This is a genomic window from Streptomyces sp. NPDC101166, assembly GCF_044768125.1.
In the GTDB taxonomy this organism is placed as follows: domain Bacteria; phylum Actinomycetota; class Actinomycetes; order Streptomycetales; family Streptomycetaceae; genus Streptomyces.
This window is the reverse complement of the sequence record NZ_JBIWPF010000004.1, coordinates 332,109-355,219: the sequence shown is the minus strand read 5'-3', so window position 1 is coordinate 355,219 and position 23,111 is coordinate 332,109. Positions and strand designations below refer to the sequence as shown.

At 72.9% G+C, this 23,111-nt stretch carries 20 protein-coding genes; 7 read left to right on the top strand and 13 right to left on the bottom strand.

Annotated features, from left to right (window positions below):
- Positions 1-627 carry a VanZ family protein gene (locus ACIRS4_RS10450; RefSeq protein ID WP_404192846.1) on the bottom strand — a complete coding sequence of 209 codons (627 nt, stop codon included), beginning with the start codon at positions 625-627 and terminating at the stop codon, positions 1-3.
- 124 nt (positions 628-751) lie between these two features.
- The gene (locus ACIRS4_RS10445) at positions 752-1,414 is read right to left on the bottom strand and encodes a DUF4230 domain-containing protein (protein ID WP_404192844.1); all 663 of its coding nucleotides are present in this window, start codon (positions 1,412-1,414) and stop codon (positions 752-754) included.
- A gap of 244 nt (positions 1,415-1,658) precedes the next feature.
- On the opposite strand from ACIRS4_RS10445, the gene ACIRS4_RS10440 reads away from it, so the two are divergent.
- Positions 1,659-2,609, top strand: coding sequence for a ribose-phosphate diphosphokinase (locus ACIRS4_RS10440; protein WP_404192841.1), 951 nt, complete (start codon positions 1,659-1,661; stop codon positions 2,607-2,609).
- 55 nt (positions 2,610-2,664) lie between these two features.
- On the opposite strand, the gene ACIRS4_RS10435 is transcribed toward ACIRS4_RS10440, so the two are convergent.
- Positions 2,665-3,045, bottom strand: coding sequence for an anti-sigma factor antagonist (locus tag ACIRS4_RS10435; protein WP_404192838.1), 381 nt, complete (start codon positions 3,043-3,045; stop codon positions 2,665-2,667).
- A 225-nt stretch (positions 3,046-3,270) separates the two neighbouring features.
- Positions 3,271-3,708, bottom strand: coding sequence for a MarR family winged helix-turn-helix transcriptional regulator (locus tag ACIRS4_RS10430; protein ID WP_404192835.1), 438 nt, complete (start codon positions 3,706-3,708; stop codon positions 3,271-3,273).
- A gap of 104 nt (positions 3,709-3,812) precedes the next feature.
- Here ACIRS4_RS10430 and ACIRS4_RS10425 point away from each other — a divergent pair, with 104 nt between their 5' ends.
- Both ACIRS4_RS10425 and ACIRS4_RS10420 read left to right on the top strand, forming a co-directional pair.
- The gene (locus tag ACIRS4_RS10425) at positions 3,813-5,267 is read left to right on the top strand and encodes an aldehyde dehydrogenase family protein (RefSeq protein WP_404192832.1); all 1,455 of its coding nucleotides are present in this window, start codon (positions 3,813-3,815) and stop codon (positions 5,265-5,267) included.
- 38 nt (positions 5,268-5,305) lie between these two features.
- Positions 5,306-6,421 (top strand): NAD(P)-dependent alcohol dehydrogenase, encoded by a 1,116-nt coding sequence (locus ACIRS4_RS10420; protein ID WP_404192829.1) that lies wholly within the window; start codon positions 5,306-5,308, stop codon positions 6,419-6,421.
- Positions 6,422-6,526: 105 nt separating this feature from the next.
- Here the strand turns inward: ACIRS4_RS10420 and ACIRS4_RS10415 are convergent, their stop codons facing one another.
- On the bottom strand, positions 6,527-7,090 hold the full coding sequence (locus ACIRS4_RS10415) for a TetR/AcrR family transcriptional regulator (RefSeq protein WP_404192826.1): 564 nt from the start codon (positions 7,088-7,090) through the stop codon (positions 6,527-6,529).
- On the bottom strand, positions 7,087-7,449 hold the full coding sequence (locus ACIRS4_RS10410; RefSeq protein WP_404192823.1) for a DUF1304 domain-containing protein: 363 nt from the start codon (positions 7,447-7,449) through the stop codon (positions 7,087-7,089). The genes ACIRS4_RS10415 and ACIRS4_RS10410 overlap by 4 nt, the downstream gene beginning before the upstream one ends.
- A gap of 175 nt (positions 7,450-7,624) precedes the next feature.
- On the opposite strand from ACIRS4_RS10410, the gene ACIRS4_RS10405 reads away from it, so the two are divergent.
- A complete protein-coding gene (locus ACIRS4_RS10405; protein ID WP_404192820.1) occupies positions 7,625-8,017 on the top strand; it encodes a VOC family protein in 393 nt (130 codons plus the stop codon).
- 74 nt (positions 8,018-8,091) lie between these two features.
- Here ACIRS4_RS10405 and ACIRS4_RS10400 read toward each other — a convergent pair whose 3' ends face one another.
- Both ACIRS4_RS10400 and ACIRS4_RS10395 read right to left on the bottom strand, forming a co-directional pair.
- Complete coding sequence (locus ACIRS4_RS10400) at positions 8,092-8,388, bottom strand: DUF4235 domain-containing protein (protein ID WP_404192817.1); 297 nt, start codon at positions 8,386-8,388, stop codon at positions 8,092-8,094.
- A 59-nt stretch (positions 8,389-8,447) separates the two neighbouring features.
- On the bottom strand, positions 8,448-9,467 hold the full coding sequence (locus tag ACIRS4_RS10395; RefSeq protein WP_404192814.1) for a glutathione S-transferase family protein: 1,020 nt from the start codon (positions 9,465-9,467) through the stop codon (positions 8,448-8,450).
- A 284-nt stretch (positions 9,468-9,751) separates the two neighbouring features.
- On the opposite strand from ACIRS4_RS10395, the gene ACIRS4_RS10390 reads away from it, so the two are divergent.
- Positions 9,752-10,669, top strand: coding sequence for a cation diffusion facilitator family transporter (locus tag ACIRS4_RS10390; protein WP_404193108.1), 918 nt, complete (start codon positions 9,752-9,754; stop codon positions 10,667-10,669).
- 118 nt (positions 10,670-10,787) lie between these two features.
- Here the strand turns inward: ACIRS4_RS10390 and ACIRS4_RS10385 are convergent, their stop codons facing one another.
- From ACIRS4_RS10385 to ACIRS4_RS10375, 3 genes are all read right to left on the bottom strand, one after another.
- Positions 10,788-11,237, bottom strand: a complete 450-nt coding sequence (locus tag ACIRS4_RS10385; protein ID WP_404192812.1) for a nitroreductase family deazaflavin-dependent oxidoreductase — start codon at positions 11,235-11,237, stop codon at positions 10,788-10,790.
- A 140-nt stretch (positions 11,238-11,377) separates the two neighbouring features.
- Positions 11,378-11,998 (bottom strand): LysE family transporter, encoded by a 621-nt coding sequence (locus ACIRS4_RS10380; RefSeq protein WP_404192810.1) that lies wholly within the window; start codon positions 11,996-11,998, stop codon positions 11,378-11,380.
- 205 nt (positions 11,999-12,203) lie between these two features.
- Complete coding sequence (locus ACIRS4_RS10375; RefSeq protein WP_404192808.1) at positions 12,204-13,031, bottom strand: phytanoyl-CoA dioxygenase family protein; 828 nt, start codon at positions 13,029-13,031, stop codon at positions 12,204-12,206.
- A 387-nt stretch (positions 13,032-13,418) separates the two neighbouring features.
- On the opposite strand from ACIRS4_RS10375, the gene ACIRS4_RS10370 reads away from it, so the two are divergent.
- Entirely contained in the window at positions 13,419-15,560 is a 2,142-nt protein-coding gene (locus ACIRS4_RS10370) for a ricin-type beta-trefoil lectin domain protein (RefSeq protein ID WP_404192806.1), read from the top strand.
- Positions 15,561-15,609: 49 nt separating this feature from the next.
- Here the strand turns inward: ACIRS4_RS10370 and ACIRS4_RS10365 are convergent, their stop codons facing one another.
- Both ACIRS4_RS10365 and ACIRS4_RS10360 read right to left on the bottom strand, forming a co-directional pair.
- On the bottom strand, positions 15,610-16,866 hold the full coding sequence (locus ACIRS4_RS10365) for an SLC13 family permease (RefSeq protein WP_404193106.1): 1,257 nt from the start codon (positions 16,864-16,866) through the stop codon (positions 15,610-15,612).
- Positions 16,867-16,998: 132 nt separating this feature from the next.
- Positions 16,999-19,566: a SpoIIE family protein phosphatase gene (locus tag ACIRS4_RS10360; RefSeq protein ID WP_404192803.1), complete on the bottom strand. Its 2,568-nt coding sequence runs from the start codon at positions 19,564-19,566 to the stop codon at positions 16,999-17,001.
- Positions 19,567-19,836: 270 nt separating this feature from the next.
- Between ACIRS4_RS10360 and ACIRS4_RS10355 the strand changes: the two genes are divergently transcribed.
- Positions 19,837-22,932: a glycoside hydrolase family 2 TIM barrel-domain containing protein gene (locus ACIRS4_RS10355; RefSeq protein WP_404192801.1), complete on the top strand. Its 3,096-nt coding sequence runs from the start codon at positions 19,837-19,839 to the stop codon at positions 22,930-22,932.
- Positions 22,933-23,111 lie beyond the last annotated feature (179 nt).

The following is a 23,111-nucleotide window of genomic DNA, read 5'->3' as shown; positions in this document are numbered from 1 at the left end:
TCAGGCGCGCCGTACGCGCGCGTGCACGGCCCGGCTCATCCGCCGCCCGATGAGCAGGTAGCCGATCAGGGCGCCGGTCGTGTTGAGGATGACGTCGTCGATGTCGAAGGCGCGTCCGGTCACCAGCGCGCCCTGCGCGCACTCCACGAGCAGCATCACCGCCGCCGTCAGCAGCAGGACGCGCAGCACCCCGCGCGTCTGCGGCGCGACCACCGGCACCAGCACGCCGAACGGCACGCCCAGCAGCAGGTTCCCGCCGATCTGCTTCACCGCGTCGCGCAGCTCCGGCTGGTCCAGGTAGGCGCGCAGGGAGCGCCCCGGCTTCATGTTGGTGTGGATGAGCGCCTCGGAGGCGGGGGAGGGCTCCAGGGTGAGGCGGGCGAGCACGACCGCGAAGGCCACCATGAACGCGAAGGCGGCCAGCATGGCCAGGGCCCGCAGGGGGAGCGGCAGCGGCCGGCGCTCGGGCCCGGCGCGCCGCCCGGTCGTCCGCTCCGTCCGTTCCGGCGGCTCCGGGTGCGCCTCAGGCGCTGCGGTCGCCGGTTTCGCGGACCTCGCGGTGCCCAGGCGGAACATGCTCCGCGCGCGCTCGGCGGCGGTCCGCGGAGGTAGAGCTGCCCGTGCCATGCAGTCCTCCAGTCTTCAACTTCGCTGCGTGATAACGCGGTTACCCGCGAACGATCCGAGGATGCCGCCGGTCCCGTCCACGCCGCCGACGGGTCGTGAACGGGACCGGGGAAGCGTCGTAGGGTCAGGCGCCGTAGGCGACGCGCACCTCCTTGAAACCGAGGGAGCGCAGCAGGCCCTGGAGCATGTCGGTGGTGTTGGCCTCGGCGCGCGCGGTCAGCCCGCTGTCCTTCGCCGCGTCGCCGATGTGCTTGACCGCCAGTTTCTGCACGGCCTGCTCGCCGTTGGGGTTGTCCGAGAACAGGTCGCCCAGGCGGTCGAGGAGACCGCGCTGCTTGGACACCGCGTAGGAGCGGTCGGGATCGAGGGCCGGGGTGCCCAGCCGCGCGTGCGGCAGCCGGAGCGTGGCCGACGTGCGGTCCTCGTCGACCGTCACGTCCTTGTCGCCGACCTGGCCCAGGTCGACGTAGGCGTCCACGGTGCCCGCCCCGACGTACAGGGTGCGGGTGCCGCGGACCGCGTCGGGCAGGAACTTCGCGTCCTTCTCCAGGTCCACCACGACCTGGAAGTTCCCCGAGGCGGCCTCGTAGCGGCTCATGTCCTGGATGGACTGGAGCAGGGCGGGGCCCGTGCGGTCCCGGGTCTCGGTGCCGAAGAAGTCCCGCAGCCCGGGCAGCAGGCTCAGCCGGATCCCGGCGAACATCACGGCGAGCACGACCACGACGGCCGTGAGCGCCTTCGCCCAGCCGGGCATGCGCCTGGGCATGCGCTTGATGGAAGTCGTCATGTCGACGCTCCTCCTTCCTGCTCACCGGATTCCCGCCAATCCCCGTGTCAGACCGCCTTGTTGAGGAGCTGTGACGAAGGCGGGAGGCGTGCGGCGGGCGCGAGGGCCGCCGAGGGCGTCCGCGGAGGGCCCGGCCGTGAGGTGTCCCGCCTCACGGGCCGGTGAGGATGACGGGGCGCGGAAGATCCGTCAGCATGTGAGATCGGAGCTCTAAGGACCCCCAAGGTCATGCGAGGAGCCGATCGTGCGAGACATCTCCGTGTTCAGCGGCAGCGCCCACCCCGAGCTGGCCGCCGAGGTCTGCGCCCATCTCGGCGTCCCCCTGAGCCCCACGCGGGTGAGCCGGTTCGCCAACGACTGCCTGGAGGTCCAGCTCCAGGCAAACTGCCGGGAGCGGGACGTCTTCCTGGTCCAGCCCCTGGTCAGGCCCGTGCAGGAGCATCTGGTGGAGCTGCTGCTGATGTGCGACGCGGCCCGTGGCGCGTCCGCCGGCCGGATCACCGTGGTGATGCCGCACTACTCCTACGCCCGCTCCGACAAGAAGGACGCGCCCCGTATCTCGCTGGGCGGGCGGCTGGTCGCCGATCTGATGGCCGCCGCCGGCGTCCACCGCGTCCTCGCCATGACGCTGCACGCCCCGCAGGTGCACGGCTTCTTCTCGATGCCGGTCGACCATCTGCACGCCCGCCGCGAGCTGGCCGCCCACTTCCGCCGCCACGACCTCTCCCGCACCACCGTCGTCTCACCCGACCTGGGCAACGCCAAGGAGGCCGCCGCCTTCGCCCGGATGATCGGCGCCCAGGTGGCGGCCGGCGCCAAGCAGCGCTATCCGGACGACCGGGTGAGCATCAGTTCCGTGATCGGGGAGGTCGCGGGGCGGGACGTGATCGTCCTGGACGACGAGATCGCCAAGGGCAGCACCGTGCTGGAACTGCTGGACCGGCTGAGGGAGCTGGGGGCGCGGTCGGTGCGTGTGGCGTGTACGCACGGCCTGTTCGCGGCCGGGGCGCTCAAGCGGCTCAGCGAGCAGTCCGACGTGCTGGAGATCGTGTGCACGAACACCGTGCCGGTGCCGATCGAGGAGCACACCGACAAGCTGCGGATCCTGTCCATCGCGCCGGCGCTCGCGGAGGCCGTGCGCCGCATTCACAACGGGGAGTCGGTCAGCGCCCTGTTCGAGGGGCCTCGCAGCTGACGGGCGGGGGGTGTGTCCAGGGTGGTGCGGGGCTCTGAGGGATCGATCCGTCGGGTCATAAGGAACCGGAGGCGGCCCCGGGCCGTTCCAGGGCGGCGTCCAGGGTCGGCGCGGGGGGCAGCAGCCGGGACAGGCCGGTGGCCCGCAGGACGCGCAGGGTCAGCGGGTGGGCGCAGACGAGGTGCAGATGCCCGCCGTGGTCCACGACCCGGCCGCGGGCGCGGTAGAGCAGGCGCAGTCCGGAACAGTCGAAGAACTCGATCCGGCTCAGGTCGATCACGACCCGGGGGGCGGGCGCCGCGGTGGCGGCGTCGAGGTGCGGGACGATCTCGGTCGCGGCGAGGAGGTCGATCTCTCCCCGGAACTCCAGCACCGTGTACCCCCGGTCCTCGCGGACGCGCAGATGCGGGGTGTCCGCGGTGGGTTCCTGCTGCACGACGACATCGCCTCCAACACCGCGCTCCACCGGTCGGGAGCCTCCAACGACGGGGGAGCGCACAGCAGTTCCCCGCCTCAGCAAGTTACCCCCGATGGAGTGAATTCCAGCATGTTCGATTGACATATGTCTTCGAATTGCAACCGACTCTGCGCGAGTTTTTTCGCATAGTGAGCGAAGGTGGTCGCAAAGGGGGGCGTGCGCGGGCGCGCGGCGGACGACGCGCTACGACAGGGCCTGCCACGCCTTGGACAGCGCCAGCCGGAACTGCTCGCCCTGGTGCGCCGTGAGGTCGCGCACCATCCGCTCCTCCAGCTCCCGCACCGGCCCCTCGTACCGCGCGAGCAGCGCCCGGCCCTCCTCGGTGAGCAGGATCAGCAGCTCCCGGCGGTTGTGAGGGTTGCGCTCGCGGCGCACCAGGCCCCGGTTCTCCAGGGAGCGCACCAGATCGGCGATGGACTGGGCGGTCACGAAGGAGTCCCTCGCCAGCTGCGCCGCCGACAGCCCGTCGTGCCGCTCCAGCACGGTCAGCGCGGTGTACTGCAACGCCGTGATCCCGGACTGCCTGACCAGCTCGTCCAGGTGGGAGCGCACGACGAGCTCCACCTGCTTCACCATGTAGAGGAGGGAGGGGGGCGTCTTGGTCGTCCGGGTGCCGGCCATGAGGAGGAGCCTAGAGCATTGACAGGAATCCTGTCTGTGAAGAGACTGCGCATCAACAGGAATCCTGTTACTTGAAAACTTGGCGACGATGCTGAGGAGCGGCGATGACCACCTTCGAGATCGACCCCGGCCGGCTCTTCATCGGCGGACGATGGCGCGAGGCCGCCGACGGAGCGCGCACCGAGGTGGTCGACCCGTCCCGCGGCGCCGTCGTGACCACCGTCGCCGAGGCGGGCGCCGCCGACGTCGACGCCGCCGTGCGCGCGGCCCGCGAGGCCTTCGACGCCGGGCACTGGTCCGGGCTCAGCGGCCGGGAGCGCGGGCGTGTGCTGCACCGCGTGGCGGAACTGATCCGCGCCGAGGCCGACGAGCTCGCCCGGCTGGAGAGCCTCGACGTCGGCAAGCCCGTCACCCTGGCCCATGCGGTCGACGTCACCAACGCCGCGAACGACTACGAGTACTACGCCTCCCTCGCCTTCGCGCTGGACGGCGCCACCCGCGACGTACCGCTCAACGCGCACGCGTACACCAAGCGCGGCCCCCTCGGAGTGGTCGCCGCGATCACCCCGTTCAACTTCCCGCTGATCCTGGCCGGATCCAAGCTCGCCCCCGCCCTCGCCGCCGGCAACACGGTCGTCCACAAGCCCGCCGACGAGACCCCGCTCAGCGCCCTGTACATGGCCGGGCTGCTCCAGCGGGCCGGCGTCCCCGACGGAGTGGTCAACGTGGTCACCGGCGCCGGCCCGGTCGCCGGCGAGGCCCTGCTGCGCCACCCCGGCGTCGACAAGATCGCCTTCACGGGCTCCACCGCGGTGGGCCGGCACGCGGCCGCCGTCGCCGGCGAGTTTCTCAAGCCCGTCACGATGGAACTCGGCGGCAACGCCGCGCACATCGTGTTCGAGGACGCCGACCTGGAGAACGCCGTCGGCGCGATCATCAAGGGCTTCGTCTTCAACACCGGCCAGTTCTGCATGGGCGGCCCGCGTCTGCTCGTCGCCCGCCCGGTCCACGACACCCTGCTGAGCATCCTCGCCGAGGCCGTACCCGGCGTCCCCGTGGGCGATCCGCGGAAGCCGGAGACCGTGGTCGGCCCCATGGCGGGGGAGAGGCACCTGCGCAAGGTCGAGGAGTACGTCGCCCTCGCCCGCGAGGAGGGCGGCCGCATCGTCTGCGGCGGCGAGCGACTCGACCTCGACGGCGGCTACTACTACAAGCCGACCGTCATCGCCGACCTGCCCAACGACTCCCGGGTCGTCCAGGAGGAGATCTTCGGACCGGTCCTCACCGTCCAGCCCTTCGACACCGAGGACGAGGCCGTCGCGCTCGCCAACTCCACGCCGTACGGCCTTGCTTCGGGTGTGCAGACCAGCAACCTCGCGCGCGCCCACCGGGTCGCCGACCGGCTCGAGGCCGGCATCGTCTGGGTCAACGACTGGGCGATGCTCGACCCCGCTGTCCCCTTCGGCGGGGTCAAGGACTCCGGCTTCGGGCGCGAGTACGGGCCCGAGGCGCTCGCCTCCTACACCAAGGTCAGGTCCGTCGTCGTCTCGCTGGGCTGACCTCACGAACGGCAGGACATATCAAAGGAGTTCGCGCGATGCCCCTCACCACCCGTGCCGCCGTCGTCGAGTCCGGCGGCGCGCCCTTCACCCTCTCCGACGTCGTCCTCGACGACCCCGGACCGCACGAGGCGGTGGTCCGTCTGGTGGCCGCCGGCCTGTGCCACACCGACCTCGGTGTGGCGAGCGGCGGATTGCCCTTCCCGCTGCCCGGAGTCCTCGGCCATGAGGGCGCCGGCGTGGTGGAGGCGGTCGGTGCGGCCGTCACCGGGGTGGCCCCCGGCGACCATGTCGTGCTCTCCTTCACCTCCTGCGGAGACTGCCGCGACTGCCGTGGCGGGCATCCGGCGTACTGCTCCACCTGGCTGCCGCTGAACCTCCTCGGCGGCCGCCGCGCGGACGGCAGCAGCACCCTCAGCCGGGACGGCGAACCCCTCGGCGGCCACTTCTTCGGCCAGTCCTCCTTCGCCGAGCGGGCGTTGGCCGACGAGCGCAGCCTCGTCAAGGTCGATCCGGACGTGCCGCTGACGTCGATCGCCCCGCTCGGCTGCGGAGTCCAGACCGGAGTCGGCGCGGTCTGGAACGTGTTGCGGCCGGCCGCCGGCGACACGATCGTCGTCCTCGGCGCCGGCGCGGTCGGCCTGTCGGCGGTCATGGCGGCGGCGCTCTCCCCGGCCACCACCGTCGTCGCCGTCGACCGGGTGGCCGAACGCCTGCGGCTCGCCGAGGAGTTGGGCGCCACCCACACCGTGGACGCAGGGTCCGCCGACCTCGGCGAGTCGATCGCGCAGATCACCGGCGGCCGGGGCGCGGACGGCGTCGTCGAGACGACCGGCAACGTCGGCGTGCTCCGCCGGGGCGTGGACACGCTCGCCGCCCGAGGCACCCTGGTCGTCGTCGGCGCCCCGCCGTTCGGCACCGAAGTCGCCCTCGACGTCAACGGGTTGCTCGGCGGCAAACGGGTCGTCGGCCTCACCCTCGGCGACAGCGAGACCCAGACGTTCATCCCGGCCCTCGTCGAACTGGTCAAGACGGGCCGGCTTCCGCTGCACCGTCTGATCGGCGTCTACGCCTTCGAGGACATCGGCCGGGCGGTGCGGGACATGACCGAGGGCAAGACCATCAAGCCGGTCCTGACCTTCAACGATCTCTAGGGCCTGTTCAGGGTTTCCCGCCTGCGGCGCGACGCCTGGCGCGGCTCCCCCACGATCGGCTTCGCTCGCGGGAGACCCGGAACATGCCCTAGCGCCGCGGCCGGGTCAGCGGCTGGCGTGCAGGGCCACCAGCAGTTGCCACACCTGGTCGGCGATCTCGGCGGGCCCGGCGTCCAGGAGACCGTGGAGCCAGTCCGCCAGGACGCCGGCGAAGGTCGCCGCCACGGCGGAGGCGACCAGCGGCGCGTCCGCCGCGCCCGCCCGCTGCCGCTCCCGCAGGCTGTACTCCCGCAGGTCCCGGTGCAGCACCAGACCGAGCGGCCCGCCGCCACCCGGGGTCAACAGGGCGCTGTACAGCGCGGCGTGCGGGGTGAGCGAGGCGAAGAACTCCGCCAGCGCCGCCGGGGCCCGCACCGGGTCGGGCCGCCCCTGCCAGGAGTGCAGCGCCTCCACGGCCTCGCGGACGACGTCGGCGCAGGCATCGACCGCGAGCGCCTCCAGGTCGGGGTAGTGCACGTAGAAGGTGGCGCGGCCCACCCCCGCCCGCCGCACCAGCGCGGCCACGCCCACCTCCGCCAGCGGGCGCCGCGCGCACTCCGCCAGCAGTGCGGCGCGCAGCCTGGCCCGGGTGCGGGCGGCCCGCGGATCCTCGGGTTCGCCGCGGGTCATCGAGCGACGAGGACGGCGGCCAGGGCGAGGGCGCCGGGCAGCGCCTGTGCGACCAGGATGCGGCGGTTGGCCGTGGCCGCGCCGTAGACGCCCGCCACGATCACGCAGGAGAGGAAGAAGACCTGAGCGCCGAAGCCGGTCGGATCGGCGGCGACCAGCCCCCAGACCAGGCCCGCGCCCAGAAACCCGTTGTAGAGGCCCTGGTTGGCGGCCATCGGGGCGGTGGCCCGCGCCATCTCCGCGTCGAACCCGTGCAGCGCCCGCCCGGGCTTCTTCTGCCACAGGAACATCTCCATCACCAGGATGTAGAAGTGCAGCGCGGCGACCAGCCCGACCAGCACCTGCGCAAGGGTTTCCATCGTTCTCCTCGTCTCCGACGCGTTCTCTCGTTCTTGGACAGGTGTCCACAATAGCTGGACAGCTGTCCAGGAAGCCGCCGCGGACGAGTGACGTGCACGACACGGGGTGCGGGGTATCCGGGGTTTTCGGGGGGCGGGTTCGGACCGTCCCCGGTCCAAGACCTGCGGAGGAGACATGGCACTGGTGAAAGCGGGGGTCGTAGTGCTCGACTGCGCCGAACCCGAGAAACTCGCCGAGTTCTACAAGGGGCTGATGGACGCGGAGGAGACCGACGTCACCGCCAACCGCGTGGAGATACGGGGCGCCGAGGGCACCCGGCTCGCCTTCCGCCGCGACGTCAACGCGACCCCGCCGAGCTGGCCCCGCCCCGAGAACTCCCTCCAGGCGCACCTGGACTTCCTCGTCGACGACCTCGACGAGGCGGAGCGCAGGGTCGTCGGGCTCGGCGGCCGCCCGCTGGAGGCCAAGGGCGCCCCGGGACCGTACGAGGAGCGCGGCTACGCCGACCCGGCGGGACACTCCTTCACCCTGCGCCGGGTGCCCTCCACGGCCCCCAAGCAGGGGTGAGGCGGTCCGTCCCGGAGCCTTCCGGGACGGACCGCCTCAGGATCACGCGGAATCAGGAAGCGGGCCGGGCGGCCTCAGTCGCGGCCGCCCTTGTCCTTCGCCGGCCACACGCCCGTGGACCGCTCGATGGCCTTCGCGCCGGTGCGGTCCGCGGCGCTGCGCACCGCGGCGAAGATCGCGCCCTGGATCGCCGCGGCGAGCAGGACCTCCCCCCAGCCGCGGTCCTGGTCCAGGGCGTCGGGCGCGTCGTCCTCGTGCCGGATCGCCTTCCAGACCTTGCGGAAGGCCAGCCCCGCCAGCGCGCCGCTCGCCCAGCCGAACACGAAACCGACGGGCTGGTAGACGAGGGGGAGTTTCTGTTTCTTGCTCACGTGTGCCTCCTTGTGCCTTGGGGGTGGGGATGGGGGGATGGGCGGGGAGCCGGCGCGGGTCAGGGCCTGCCGGGCGCCGGCACTTCCTCGCCGGCCCGCACCGGTCCGGGCGGCGTCCCGTCCCCGAACGGGCGTCCGCCCAGCTCTTCTCGGCGATGCGGGGTGAGCCAGCCCGACAGGTCGGGGCCCAGTGGCACGATCCGGGTCGGGTTGATCCCGGTGTGCACCTGGTAGTAGTGCCGCTTGATGTGGTCGAAGTCGACGGTGTCGCCGAACCCCGGCGTCTGGAAGAGGTCCCGGGCGTACGCCCACAGAACCTGATTCTCCGTCAGTTTCCAGCGGTTGCACTTGAAGTGACCGTGATACACCGCGTCGAACCGCACCAGCGTGGTGAACAGCCGTATGTCCGCCTCCGTGATCGTTTCCCCGACGAGGTACCGCTGCCCGGCGAGCCGCGACGCAATCAGGTCCAGCCGCCGGAAGACGCCGGCGTACGCCTCCTCGTACTCGGCCTGCCCGGTCGCGAAACCCGCCCGGTACACCCCGTTGTTGACGTCCTCGTACACCTCGGCCATCACCGCGTCGATCTCGTCGCGCCGAGCCTCGGGATAGAGGACGGGTGCGCCCGTCCGGTGCAGGGCGGTCCATTCGGTGGCGAGGTCGAGGGTGACGCGCTGGTAGTCGTTGGTGACGAGCCGCCCGCTCGGCACGTCCACGATCGCCGGCACGCTCACCCCGCCCGGCGCGTCGGGCTCCCGCTTCTCGTAGGCCTCGCTGAGATGACGTATGCCGAGGACGGGGTCGCGGCCGCCGGGGTCCAGCGTGAACCGCCAGCTGCGGTCGTCCTGGATCGGGTCGGCGATCGCCAGGGACAGCGCGCCCTCCAGGCCCAGGAGCCGCCGTGAGATCACCGCCCGGCTCGCCCACGGGCAGGCGCGGCTGGCGACCAGACGGTACCGGCCGGCCTCCACGGGCCAGCCGTCCCGGCCGTCCGCGGTGATCCGGTCCGTGAACCGGCTCTTGGACCGGGTGAACGTCTTGTGTCCCAAGGCGCTGTTCCCGTCGCCCCCGCCGCTCATGGTCGCTCCTGTTCGTGGTGCGTGCGTGCCCTTTCAACGCGTTCCCCGTTTTCCGCCGACGGCACGGTGTGAGCCCGATCGGCCGGGGCATCCGCCGTTGGGTGACTGGGACACCCTCCGAACACGACACACCACGGACAGCCCGCGACGGGGAAACCGAGAGCGGCGCGGCCACGAGCGGCGCGCCGGCGAACGAGGCGGCGCAAGGACGCGCGCAGGGAGACGGCGGGACGGCGACAGGCGCCCGGACGGAGCGGGCCGCGGACCGCAGGACGCGCGTCACGGTGCTGGTGGCCCTCGGGGCCAACCTGGTCATCGCGATCGCCAAGGCAGTCGGAGGCCTGCTCGCGGGCTCGCCGGCCCTTCTGTCGGAAGCGGCGCACTCCGTCGCCGACAGCCTGAACGAGGTCTTCCTGCTCGCCGCCCTGCGCCGCAGCCGCCGCCCGGCGGATCGGCGCCACCCCTTCGGCTACGGCAAGGAACGCTTCTTCTGGTCGCTCCTCGCGGCCGTCGGCATCTTCGTCATGGGCGGCTGCTTCTCCTTCTTCCAGGGCGTCGACGCCCTCCGCAACGGCGCGGAGGAGAAGTTCAGCGGCTATGTCGCGGGCCTGGCCGTGCTGGGCCTCGCCCTGCTCGCCGAGGGAGCCTCGCTGCTGCGGGCCCTGCACCAGGTGCGCAGGCAGGGCGGCAGGGCCGGTCTGCGCGACCCGGCGCTGCGCACGGTCGTCGCCGAGGACGGCACCGCGGTGCTCGGAGTCCTCCTGGCCGCGCTCGGCATGGTCCTGCACATGGTCACCGGGCAGGTGGTCTGGGAGGCCTGCGCCTCGCTCGCGATCGGCGTGCTGCTCGTGTTCGTCGCCTACCGCCTCGGCCGGGAGGCCCGCGACCAGCTGATCGGCGAGGCCGCCGACCCTCAGACCGGCGCCCGCATCTGCGCGCTGCTCGAGGCGCAGCCGGAGATCGACAGCGTCGAGGCGCTGTTCACCATGAAGACGGGACTCGACTCCGCCCTGGTGGCGGCCCGCGTCGACCTCGCGCCGGGGCTGGACAGCGAGCAAGTGGAAGAGGTCGCCGTCCGCATCAAGAGGTCCATCGCCCGTACGGTCCCCGAGGCGGACCAGATCTTCCTCGACGTGACCGACCGTCTCGCCCATGAGGCGGCGGAAAGCCCCGCCGCGACGGGGGAACGCGGCGGGGCCTGACCTTCGCGTGCCCGCCCCGGACGCGTCCATGCGCGTCCGGGACGGATTTCTTCACGACGGTTTCCGCGCCGTCGCCCCGCGGGCCCGCCCGCGCCGCGCCTCCCTGGATTTCCGCAGGTCAGTGGCTGTCGGTCGGCTCCAGGACGAAGACGGGGATCTCCCGGTCCGTCTTCTCCTGGTAGTCGGCGTAGGGCGGATAGGCGGCGACGGCCCGCTCCCACCACCGGGCCTTCTCCTCGCCGGTGACCTCACGGGCGGTCATGTCCCGTTTCACGGGCCCGTCCTGGAGCTCCACCCGGGGATCGGCCTTGACGTTGTGGTACCAGACCGGGTGCTTGGGCGCGCCGCCGAGCGAGGCGACAGCCGCGTACCGTCCCTCGTGCTCGACCCGCATCAGCGGCGTCTTGCGGATCTTCCCGCTCCTGGAGCCCAGGGTGGTCAGCACGATCACGGGCCTCCCCGTGTTCTGCAGCGTGGTCCCCTCCTTGCCGCCGGAGCTCTCGTACAGCTCCACCTGATCGCGCACCCACTTGGTCGGGCTGGGCTCGTACTCGCCTTCGAGAGGCATGGCATCCGTCCCCTTCGCTCGCGTTCGGTCGTGTCGTCCCGTGCCGTCCGGCACAGCCGCCGGGCCCGCACGTGCCGCATCACACCGCAACACCGGTGAGGCGGCGTTTCATCCGTACCGCGTCCGCGCCGTCTCACTCCTCACAGCAGCCGCACCGCCAGCACCGTCATCACCCCGCTGGACACCAGCGCCGTGGACAGTCGGCCGCGCCGCCCGGTCAGCGCCCGGCCCAGCAGGGCGCCGCCGCCGGCGAGCAGCACCTGCCAGCTCGCGGACGCGGCGAACGCGGCCAGCACGAACACGCCCTGCTCCAGAGGCCGTACGGCGTCCTGCGCGCCGGCGCCGAGGACCAGCGCGGCGAAGTAGACCACGGTGGTCGGGTTGAGGAGGGTGATGCCGAGCAGGCTCAGAAAGGCCCGGGCCGGACTCGGCGGGGGCGGGTCGGACCGGACGGCGAGGCGGTGGGCACGGTAGCGGCGTACGGCGGACGCCGCGCTCCACGCCGCCAGCGCCAGCAGCACGACGACCGACGCCCAGCGCAGCGGCGTCAGCACCGGCCGCAGCGCCACGGCGACGGCGGTACCGCCCACCGTCGCCAGCAGGGCGTAGATCCCGTCGGCGGCCGCGACGCCCAGCGCGGCGCACACCCCGGTGCGCAGGGAGGACCGTGCGGTGAGGGAGACGAGGTACGTCCCGACCGCGCCGACGGGTACGGCGATGCCGTATCCCGCGACCAGGCCGGCGACGAGCGCGGCCGTCACGGGCGCGCGGGGTCGGGCCTCCGGGGACGCCCGGGCTGCTGCTGGGACCGCGCCGGGCGAGCGGCGGCGGACGACAGCGGCACAGGGACTGCGAGCGAGAACATGGCCCGATGATGAGCCGGTCCGCGAGCCGGCGGCAAGCACTTTTCCACGGCGAGCAGGAGCAGCGTCGAACGCGTCAGGCGTACCGGGGCGCACGGTCGGGTCAGTGGGGGCCCTGCGGGGCGAACTCGGTGCCGCAGGGGCCCGCGCCCTCGCTCTCCGGCAGGGCCACCCGCTCCCCGCTCATCGACAGGGTGCGGTAGTACCCCCCGATGCGCTCGGCCGAACGGCCGACGTAGTGCGCGATGAACGACCTGCGGAACCGCTCACCGCTCGCATTGGGCTGTGACCCGTGCACCAGATGCCCGTCGAAGAACAGCACGTCCCCGGGCGCCATGTCGACGGGCGCCGGCGCGAGCCCCGTCGGCGGCGGCACGTACTCCCGTGCGAACGACAGCGACTCGTCCGCCTCCTCCGGGCAGAACAGCCCCATGCGGTGCGAGCCGGGGACGACCTCCAGACCGCCGTTGCCCCGGTCGATCCGGTCGCAGGCCAGCCAGGCGGCCACACAGGTGCCCGGCTCCACCCGGAGGTAGAAGTCGTCCTGGTGCAGCGCCTGCCCCCGGGCACCGGGCGGCTTGAAGTAGAACATGCTCTGCGCGGCCAGCACCTCCTCCCCGAACAGCGCCTCCAGCACGTCGCGCAGACGCGCGTCCAGCAGCGTCCGCCGGGCGAGCGGGAGGAACTCGTGCGGCTGCATCACCCTCGGGTAGCGGTGCAGCGGGTCGTCGCCGGGCCGTGGCTCGAAGTGACCGGGCACCGGCCGCCCGTCCGCGTGAAGCGCGGCGAACTCGTCGCACAGCCGGTTGACTTCGTCCAGGCCGAACAGCCCCCGCACCACGGTGAAGCCGTCCTCCCGATACCGCCGCAGCCCCGCCTCCGTGAGGACGGGGGCGGGAGCCCCGGCGACGCCGATGTCCGTGACGGCCATACGAGCCCTCCCAGGTATGTGGTCGTCGCACCGTCGGTCCGTCACGGCGGCACCAGAGGAAGCGTGCCGAATGCGGACAAGCCGTGAACGACTTGTTGACGGTTCGTCAAGCCTGTTTCCCGCCCGAGCCGGACAGGAAACAGTTGGATCACTTGTTCTGCCTGGTCCGCCTGTGCAAAGGTGTGCCCTGTCGGCGCACGGAAGCGATTTCCCCACGTGCGCACGAGGTGTCTCACCCGTCCTCCCCACGTTTCGAAAGAGTTCCGTCCCGCGGACGCCGCAGACACCGAATCCTGTGCGAGAGCATCCCGTCACCCCCACGGCGGGGTCCCATACCCGTCGGTATGGGACCTGATGCCGTATGCCCCCTCCCGGAGGAATGCCGCCGTGAAAGACGAAGGCCTGTCGAGTTCTTCTTCGGCGCGGCGCCTCGAGGTGACGGACGAACAGCTGAGCGCCGAGCTGAAGAACTGGGCGGGGGCGTCCCCCGCCCTGCACCCCGTCGGCGAACTGCTGGACCGGCACTGGGAAGCGGCCATCGCCTACGCCCGGCTCTGCGCCGCCGGCGAGCGCGCCGCCGGCATGCTCACCACAGCCGCCTTCACCCGCCTCTTCGGCGAGACCCTGCGGCAGAACGGCCCCACCGCCGCCTGGCGCCCCTACCTGCTGGTCACCGTGCGCCGCATCGCCGCCGAGTGGGACTCCGACGGCCGCCGCGATCTGCTCCACCCCGAACTGCGCGCCGCGGAGGGCGACAGCGAACAGCTCGCCGCCCGCCTGCTCCCGCCGCCGAACCGACGGCTGCTCTCCCGGGCGTTCCACCGGCTGCCCCAGACCGCCCGCTGCCTGCTCTGGCACGCCGAGGCCGAGGCCGAGCCGCTCGCCTCCCCGGCCGCTCTGCTCGGCATGGAGGAGGACGGCGCCCGGATCGAACTGCGCCGCTCCCGCGAGCGGTTGCGCGAGGAGTGCCTCCAGGTCCACCGCGAACTCGCCGTCGAGGAGGAGTGCCACCGCTACGACCGGCTGCTCGACGTCACCTGCCGCCGCGGCGGCGTCGACGTCGACCCGGACCTGCGCGCCCACCTCGACCGGTGCCGGCACTGCGCGCACACCGCCGACCAGCTCGGCCAGTTCGAGGCGGACCTGGGCGCCGCGCTCGCCGAGGGCGTGCTGGGCTGGGCCGCCGGGGAGTACCGGGAGCTCAGGACGAATCCCGCTCCGCCGCCCGCCCCGGCCCCCGAGCGCCGGCGGCCTCCGATGATCGTGGGCGAGGCCTTCACGGACGACTCCCACGCCCTGCCGCCCGTGCCCTCCGAGCCCCCCACCGTGTCCGCCGCGCCCTTCGCACCCCCGGTCGACGCGTTCACCGGCGGCACGCCTCCCACCGCCGCCCCTGATCCCACTGCACAGGCGCGCACGCCCGGGACCGACCTCGTGCCCGCGAGCTCCCGTGCCCTCTCCCGGCGTTCCGCGCAGAAGGCGGCCCGCCGCGTCCGCCGCCGCAACCTCGCCGTCGCCGTCCTCACGGTCAGCGGCCTGGTCGTGCTGCCGCTGGTCATCTGGTCCGCCGTCGGCGGCGACGACGCCGACCCGGCCGCCGGCGGCGAGCCCGGCCGCTCCGCCGCCCCGGACACCGACTCCGCCGACCCGTCCCTGGCCGGCGCCGAGCGGGTCACCCAGGGCACCCTGCGCGGACGGCTGCACAACGCGTCGTCGGGGATGTGCATCGGGATCGCCGGAGGGAAGGCCGTCCAGGGCGCCGAGGCACAGCTCGCCGTCTGCTCGTCGGCCGCCGACCAGCAGTGGACGTACGAGACCGACGGACTGCTGCGCAGCACGCTGGGCCCCGACCTGTGCCTGGACTCCCAGCTCGGCTTCTCGGTGCGGCTGTCGCCGTGCGTGGCCGCCTCCGCCCCTGACGCGAAGAACGTCCGCTACGACTTCACCCTCCAGGGCACCCTCGTCCCGCGCGGCAACCAGAACCTCGCCCTCGCCCCCGCCGCCACCGACGGCTCGGGCGCGGTGGTCCTGAAGAACCGCGCGGACGGCACCGCCCAGGCCTGGGTGATCGACACCTCGCATCCCGGTCCGCAGATGCAGATCGTCAACTGGGACGCCGACAGCAGCACTCTCGCCGACACCTCCGACGCGCTCCGCACGCGCAAGGCGGCGAAGACCCCGGCCCCCGCGCCGTCCGCCACCCCGACCCCGTCCGCCTCGAAGCCGCAGTCGCCGCCGGCCGGGAAGCCCGCGTCGGCCGGCCCCCCGTCCGGCTCCACCGGCGCCTCCTGCTGGCAGCCCTGGTACGCCTGCCCGCCGAGCGGCAGTACCGGCGACACCGGCTGGTCCAGCGGCAGCGGAACCGGTGACCAGGGCTGGGACGGTCACGGTGACGGCTACCGGTACGGCGGCGGACACGACTACGGGAGCGACTTCGGTTCCGGCGGCGGTTACGGCGGCCAATGGGGCGGCGGCGGTCAATGGGGTAGCGGTCAATGGGGCGGCGGCGCGAACGACTGGCGCCGCTGAAGCCGACGTCCGTGGCGGGCGCCGGGTGTGCGCCCGCCCCGAGGGGGCCTCAGACGCCGAGCACCTGAACCGACGCCCACAGCGCCACCACCGCCGGGATCAGCGCGGCCGGCACCGTGAGCAGTCCCAGCCGGGTGAACTCCCCGACGGCGACCCGCTCCTCGTGAGCGTGCACCACGCGCCGCCACAGCAGCGTCGCCAGCGATCCGGCGTACGTCAGGTTCGGGCCGATGTTCACCCCGAGCAGCACCGCGAGCACCGCCCCCGCTCCGGCCGGGGCGGCCAGCGGCACCAGGACCAGCACCGCGGGCAGGTTGTTGATCAGGTTCGCGAGGACGGCGGCCACCGCGGCCAGCCCCAGCAGGGCGAGGAGACCCGAGCCGTCGGGCAGGACGCGCCGCAGCGCGTCGGCGAGCCCGTGGTCGACCACCGCCCGCACCACGACCCCGAGCGCCAGCACGAACGCCAGGAATCCCGGGGCGGCGGACCGCACCACCGCCGCCGGCGTCACACGCCGCCGCGCCAGCGCCCGCCCGGCCATGACCAGCGCTCCCGCGAGCGCCGCCCACACCGGTTCCAGGCCGACGGCGGACGCCACCACGAAGCCCGCCAGGGTGCAGCCGACGGTGATCAGCGCGAACAGCGGCACCTCCGGTGCCGGGCCGTCGTCGGGGACGGGCTCGGCCGCCGGCAGGTCGGCGGCGAAGAAGCGCCGGAACACCGCGTACTCCGCCGCCACCGCCACCAGCCAGGGCAGCGTCATCAGCGCGGCGAACCGCGTGAAGCTCAGGCCGCTCGCCGTGAACGCCAGCAGGTTCGTCAGATTGGACACCGGCAGCAGCAGCGAGGCCGTGTTCGACAGATGGGCGCAGGCGTAGACGTGCGGCCGGGAGCGCACCCCCATCCGAGTGGCGGTGGCGAACACCACAGGCGTGAGCAGCACGACGGTGGCGTCCAGACTGAGCACCGCGGTGACGATCGAGGCCAGCACGAACACGGCCGTCAGCAACCGCCGGGGGCGGCCCGCCGCACGGCGGGCCATCCACGCCCCGCACGCCGTGAAGAGCCCCTCGACGTCGCACAGGTGCGCCAGCACCAGCACCGCCGCCAGGAAACCGACCACCGGCCCCAGCCGCTCCGCCTCCGCCAGCGCGTGCTGCGGGGAGATCACTCCGGCCACGACCGCGAACGCCGCTGCCGGGACCGCGACCAGGGCCTCCGAGCGGCCGGCGGGGCGCAGCACGGCCCAGGTGAGTGAGGCGACGAGCAGGGTGACGGACAGGACGACGGCGAGCGGGGCGTTCAGGGCGGTTCTCCGGGGCGTGGTCGAGAGGGTGCCCCGCCATAAAAACAGGCGCGGGTAAAGGACATGCCAAACGCCCGGGTTTCGAGACCGGCGGTGGACCGAGCGCCTCGGTTCACCTGGGGCCGTCGTGTCTCACTCCTCGTCGAACAGGCCCAGCTCCGCCCAGATCGTCTTCCCCTCGGCCGTGTGCCTGCTGCCCCAGCGCTGGGTGAGCTGCGCGACCAGCAGCAGCCCCCGGCCGCCCTCGTCCCAGGTCTTCGCCCGGCGCAGGTGCGGCGCGGTGTGGCTGTTGTCGGACACCTCGCAGATCAGCGTGGCCGCGTCGTGGATCAGCCGCAGCCGGATGGGACGTGCCCCGTACCGGATGGCGTTGGTGACCAGCTCGCTCACCACCAGCTCCGCCGTGAACGTCGCCTCGCTCAGCCGCCAGCGGTCGAGCTGCTCCACGACCTGCTTGCGGACCGGCGCGACGAGCGCCGGGTCGGCGGGGATGTCCCAGGTGGCGACCTGCGACGCGGGCAGCCCCCGGGTGCGGGCGAGCAGCAGGGCCACGTCGTCGGCGGCGCCGCCCTTGGGCAGCAGGGCGCCCAGGACGCGGTCGCAGGTCTCGTCGAGGGACTCGACGTGCCCGGCCAGGGCGTCGCCGAGGGCTTCGTGACCGGTGCCCGGTCCGTCGGTGCGGGGCCCGATCAGGCCGTCGGTGTAGAACGCGAGCACCGAGCCCTCGGGCAGCGACAGCTCGGTGGACTCGAAGGGCAGCCCGCCCAGGCCCAGCGGGGGGCCGGCGGGCAGGTCGACGCGGCGCGGGGCGCCCTTGGGCGGCAGCAGCAGGGGCGGGGGATGCCCGGCGCGGGCCAGGGTGCAGCGCCGGGACACCGGGTCGTACACCGCGTACAGGCAGGTCGCCCCCAGTTCGCCCGGGCTGCCGCCCTCGCCGCCGGCCTCCTCGGAGAGCCGCAGGACCAGGTCGTCGAGGTGGGTGAGCAGCTCGTCCGGCGCGAGGTCGATGTCGGCGAGGGTGCGCACGGCGGTGCGCAGCCGGCCCATGGTGGCGGAGGCCTGGATGCCGTGTCCGACCACGTCGCCGACGACCATGGCGACCCGCATCCCGGACAGCGGGATCACGTCGAACCAGTCGCCGCCGACTCCGGCGCGGGCGGCGGGCAGATAACGGGACGCGGCGTCGACGGCGGCGGTCCGGGGCAGTGTGCGGGGGAGCAGACTGCGCTGCAGGGCCAGGGCGGTCTCGCGCTCCCGGGAGTAGCGGCGGGCGTTGTCGATGCAGACGGCGGCCCGGGCGGTGACCTCCTCGGCCAGCAGCACGTCGTCGGGGGAGAACGGGTCGGGGCGCCGGAAGCGGGTGAAGACGGCGACGCCGAGGGTCGTGCCCCTGGCCTGGAGCGGCACCGACATCGTGGCGTGGATGCCGTACTCGGCGATCCGGCTGAAGCGCCTGTCGTCCCAGGACAGCCAAGCGGCGAGGTCGCCGGACGGGCTGCCCGCCCCGACGGCGCGGCCCGCGAGCAGGGAGGCGGCCTGGGGGGAGCTCTCCGGATAGACGTCCACCTCGCCCGGCGCGACCACGGCTTCCGGGGCGCCAGGGTTGACCGAGTGATGCGCGGCCCGGCGCAGATGGACGGGGGCGGTGAGCGGGCCGACGGCCTCGCCGCCGTGTTCCTGCGGATCGAGCAGGTCGACGCTGACGAAGTCGGCCAGCGTGGGCACGCACACCTCGGCCAGTTCCTGTGCGGTACGGGTGACGTCGAGGGTGCTGCCGATGCGCACGCTCGCCTCGTTGACCAGCTGGAGCCGCTCACGGGCGAGGAAGTGGCCGGTGAAGTCGTGGGCGGTGACGCAGACGCCGCGCGTGCGCCCCGAGGCGTCGGTGAGCGGCGCGATCCTGGCCAGCCAGGCGTGCGCCCGGTCCTCGCCGGTGGCCTTCATGAACGTCTGCAACTCCTGGAGCTCGCCGCTGGTGAGGGCGAGACGCATCCGGCTCTCCATCTGCGAGCTCTGCGGGCGGCCGGCGATGTCGGTGGCGCGCAGGCCCCGGATGCGGGCGGAGGGCAGGTCGACCAGGTCGGACATGGCGTCGTTGATGCCGCGCAGCCGCAGTTGCTCGTCGAAGATCATCGTGGCGCAGGGGGACTGGGCGAGGGCGGACCGCACCAGGTCGTCCTCCTCCGGCGCGGGGAAGCCGCCGGCGAGCGGCGTCACGGCGAGCCAGGTGGCCGGGGCGTCGTCCGTGAGCCGTCTGCGGTGGGCGAGGATCCAGACGGGCACCGTGCGGCCGTCGCGGTGGCGCAGTGCGAGGGTGCCGCTCCAGCGGTCCTCGCGGGGCCCGGGAGGCCGAGGCGACTCGCCTCGGCCGGCCGGAGGAGCACTGCCGTCGGCCGGATCGTCTCCTCCGCGAGCCGGACCGGCGCAATCCGCCGGGTCGTCCTGGTCCGCCGGGTCGTCATCGCCCGCCGGGCCGTTGCGGTCCACCGGGCCGGCATGGACCGCCGGGCCGTTGCGGTCCGCGGGCGCCGCGTCGTCAGGATCGTCGGCCAGCAGGGCGGAGGCGGGGCGGCCGACCACCTCGGAGCGCTCGTAGCCGAGCAGCAGACGAGCCCCCTCGTTCCAGTCCGTGAGCGTGCCGTCCTCGTGGATGACCGCCCGCGCCGTCGAGGCATCGTCGAACGGGTAGTCCGGGCTCATCGTCCCCACTCCATCGCGGACACTCACAGTGAACAGGCGCGCCACTTCGGTTCCACCTTAGTGCTTGTGTCCCGGGCACGGCGGGGGAGCCCGTCCGCTCACGGCGGGAGCGGACACGGGCCGATCCGGCCGAACGACCGGCGTGTGGGGGCCGGCGGGCGGACCGCCCGAGCGGCGCTCTTGACGGACGGCAGTCGAAGGACATCAGATTCTGTTTGCTGACGATCATTTGTGCGTACTTCTGGTTCCTGATGAGGGAGAACAGTCGCCATGACGGTCACTCGCAGATCGATTCTGTTCGCCTCCACGGCGGCGCCCGTCGCCGGCGCGCTCCTCGCCACCTCCGCCTGCCATTCCGCCGGGGCCGCCACCGGCGGCGCGGCCCCGGCGGGCCGCCGCGCGATCCCGCTGCGCGACGGCTGGCGGTTCGCCCTGGTGAACCCGGGCGGCATCACCGACCCGACCGGGGAGTACGACGACGCCGCCGATCCGGGTCACGACGACTCCGGTTGGCGGCGGGTTCGCGTCCCGCACGACTGGAGCATCGAGCAGACCCCGACCACCGAGCACGGCACGACCAGCGGGACCGGCTTCTTCCCCGGCGGCCTCGGCTGGTACCGGCTCGCCTTCACTCTGCCGCCGGCCTGCGCGGACAAGCGGATCTCGGTCGAGTTCGACGGCGTCTACATGGACTCCCGCGTCTACGTCAACGGCACAGAGGTCGGCCGTCACCCTTACGGCTACACCGGCTTCGCCTTCGACCTCACCGACCTCGCGCACACCGACGGCGTCACCGAGAACGTGCTCGCGGTCAAGGTGCAGAACCGGCTGCCCAGCAGCCGCTGGTACTCCGGCAGCGGCATCTACCGCGAGGCCCGCCTGATCGTCACCGAACCGGTCCACGTGGCCCGCTGGGGCACGCGCGTCACCACCCCCGAAGTCTCCGCGGAGCGGGCCCTGGTCCGGGTGCGGACCGACGTCGTCAACGCCTCCGGGACGCGCGCGGACGTGGAGGTGATCTCCCGGGTCCTCGCCCCGAACGGCCGCACCGTGGCGCGCGCGTCCTCCACCGTCGCCGTCGTGGACAAGGCCGGCGAGGACCACGAACTCGCCGTACCCGAACCGATGTTGTGGGACTTCGCCGCTCCCCACCGCTACACCCTGGAGACCGAGCTGCGCGTCGGCGGACGGCGCGGCGATGTGTACCGCACGCCCTTCGGCATCCGCACCTGCCGTCTCGACCCGGACGAGGGCTTCCACCTCAACGGCGTCCACGCCAAGCTCAAGGGCGTCGACCTCCACCACGACCTCGGCGCGCTCGGCGCCGCCGTCAGCGCCGACGCGATCCGCCGGCAGATGACGATCATGAAGTCGATGGGCGTCAACGCCTTCCGCACCTCCCACAACCCGCCCTCCCCGGAGATGATCGGGATCTGCGAGGAACTGGGCATCGTGATGCTCGTGGAGGCCTTCGACTGCTGGAAGACCCCCAAGACCCGCTACGACTACGGCCGGTTCTTCGACGAGTGGGCCGAGCGCGACGTCGCCGAGATGGTGCTGGCCGCCCGCAACTCGCCCGCCGTCGTCATGTGGTCGATCGGCAACGAGATCTCCGAGTTCACCTCCGCCGCCGGACTGCCCATCGCCGACCGGCTCATCGCCGCCGTCAAGGCGTACGACGACACCCGCCCGGTCGTCATCGGCTCCCACCGGCACCGCAGCGTGCCCGCCCCCGGTTCGCCGGCCGACCTGATCCTCGCCAAGCTCGACGGCCTCGGCCTCAACTACAACACCGCCAAGTCGGTGGACGCCCTGCACGCGCGCTATCCGCGGCTGTTCCTCTTCGAGTCGGAGTCCTCCTCGGAGACCTCGACGCGGGGCGTCTACCAGGAGCCCGAGCACCTCAACACCGGGGAGAACCACACCCCGGGCCGGCGGGCCGTCTCCTCCTACGACAACAACCTCGCCTCCTGGACGATGAGCGGCGAGTACGGCCACAAGAAGGACCGGGACCGCAAGTGGTTCGCCGGGCAGTTCCTGTGGTCCGGCATCGACTACATCGGCGAGCCCACGCCGTACGACGTGTTCCCGGTCAAGGCGTCGTTCTTCGGCGCGGTCGACACCGCCGGCTTTCCGAAGGACATGTACCACCTCTTCCGCAGCCAGTGGACGAAGGAGCCGATGGTCCATCTGCTGCCCATGACCTGGAACCACCAGGAAGGCGACACCGTCGAGGTGTGGGCGTACGCCAACGTCGACACCGTGGAGCTGTTCCTCAACGGAAAGTCCCTGGGCACAAGGAAGTTCGACCGTAAGACGACCGTCGACGGGCGGGAGTACCTGGAGACCACGGAGGCCACCGGCGACGACAAGACCTTCACCGCCGGTCCCTGGCCCGGGAGTTACACCAGCCCCAACGGCAGCGCGGGCAAGCTGCACCTGACCTGGAAGGTCCCCTACGAACCGGGCGAGCTGAAGGCGGTGGCCCGCCGGGGCGGCAAGGCCGTCGCCACCGACGTGCTGCGCACCGCCGGAGTCCCGCACGCCGTGCGGCTGACCCCCGACCGCAAGTCCCTCCCCGCCGACGGCCGTTCGCTGGTCTTCGTCACCGCCGAGATCGTCGACGCGCGCGGGGTGGTCGTGCCCGACGCCGAGCACCTGATCTCGTTCGAGGTGAGCGGGGGCTCCCTCGCCGGGGTGGACAACGGGCGCGAGGAGAGCGCCGAGCGCTACCAGGCCGCGACCCGGACCGCCTTCGGCGGCAAGGCGCTCGCCATCCTCCGGTCGGGCCCGAAGCCGGGCGCGCTGAAGGTGACCGCGTGCGTGGACGGTCTGCGCCGGGGCACGGCCACCGTCCCCACCACGCACGCCCGTTCGGCCGCGACCACCCCCGCCGCCGTCTTCGCCCCTGAACACCCGGCGCCGGTGAACTACCCGTATGCGGACGCCAGTTACTCGGGACGGCCGGACACCCTGCCCGCCGCCATGCTGGACGGCGACCCGGCCACCGGCTGGTCCAACGCGTTCGTCAAGGCGGCCACCGCCCTGCTGCCGGCCTTCGGTCAGGCCCGGGCGCGGGACTGGGTGTCGGTGGACTGGGGGCGGACGCGGACCTTCGACCGGGTGGAGGCGTCGTTCACCGTCGGGCCCGCGCACAGTCTGCCCGCCGAGATCGGCGTCGAGGTCTGGGACGGCCGGCAGTACCGGCCGGTGTCCGGCGCGGCTGTCGACCGGGCACGGGTCTCCGACGAGCCGACCGTGATCACCTTCGACGCGGTGACCGGTTCCCGGCTGCGGCTCACCCTGACCAGCGCTCACCCCGGTGAGGCCCGGGGAGCGGTGCGCATCAGCAAGTTGGAGGCGTAGGCCCCGCAGGCGTAGGCCCCCGCAGGCGTGGGCCCCGGAGGTGCGGGCCCCGCAGGCGTGGGCCCCGGGAGTCCGGACAGGACGGCGCTTCGCGCAACGCGTCCCGTCCGGACCGTTGACGGGGTGTCATGACTCCAACAAACATGTCCTGCGACCGTCGTTGGGAGCGCTCCCATCCG

Bases quoted from the DNA above. Each gene is read 5' to 3' on its own strand.
- ACIRS4_RS10445 (WP_404192844.1), bottom strand. From the start codon at position 1,414: ATGACGACTTCCATCAAGCGCATGCCCAGGCGCATGCCCGGCTGGGCG.
- ACIRS4_RS10385 (WP_404192812.1), bottom strand. From the start codon at position 11,237: ATGCCTCTCGAAGGCGAGTACGAGCCCAGCCCGACCAAGTGGGTGCGC.
- ACIRS4_RS10415 (WP_404192826.1), bottom strand. From the start codon at position 7,090: ATGACCCGCGGCGAACCCGAGGATCCGCGGGCCGCCCGCACCCGGGCC.
- ACIRS4_RS10405 (WP_404192820.1), top strand. From the start codon at position 7,625: ATGGCACTGGTGAAAGCGGGGGTCGTAGTGCTCGACTGCGCCGAACCC.
- ACIRS4_RS10420 (WP_404192829.1), top strand. From the start codon at position 5,306: ATGCCCCTCACCACCCGTGCCGCCGTCGTCGAGTCCGGCGGCGCGCCC.
- ACIRS4_RS10375 (WP_404192808.1), bottom strand. From the start codon at position 13,031: ATGGCCGTCACGGACATCGGCGTCGCCGGGGCTCCCGCCCCCGTCCTC.
- ACIRS4_RS10430 (WP_404192835.1), bottom strand. From the start codon at position 3,708: ATGGCCGGCACCCGGACGACCAAGACGCCCCCCTCCCTCCTCTACATG.
- ACIRS4_RS10425 (WP_404192832.1), top strand. From the start codon at position 3,813: ATGACCACCTTCGAGATCGACCCCGGCCGGCTCTTCATCGGCGGACGA.
- ACIRS4_RS10355 (WP_404192801.1), top strand. From the start codon at position 19,837: ATGACGGTCACTCGCAGATCGATTCTGTTCGCCTCCACGGCGGCGCCC.
- ACIRS4_RS10410 (WP_404192823.1), bottom strand. From the start codon at position 7,449: ATGGAAACCCTTGCGCAGGTGCTGGTCGGGCTGGTCGCCGCGCTGCAC.
- ACIRS4_RS10395 (WP_404192814.1), bottom strand. From the start codon at position 9,467: ATGAGCGGCGGGGGCGACGGGAACAGCGCCTTGGGACACAAGACGTTC.
- ACIRS4_RS10450 (WP_404192846.1), bottom strand. From the start codon at position 627: ATGGCACGGGCAGCTCTACCTCCGCGGACCGCCGCCGAGCGCGCGCGG.
- ACIRS4_RS10360 (WP_404192803.1), bottom strand. From the start codon at position 19,566: ATGAGCCCGGACTACCCGTTCGACGATGCCTCGACGGCGCGGGCGGTC.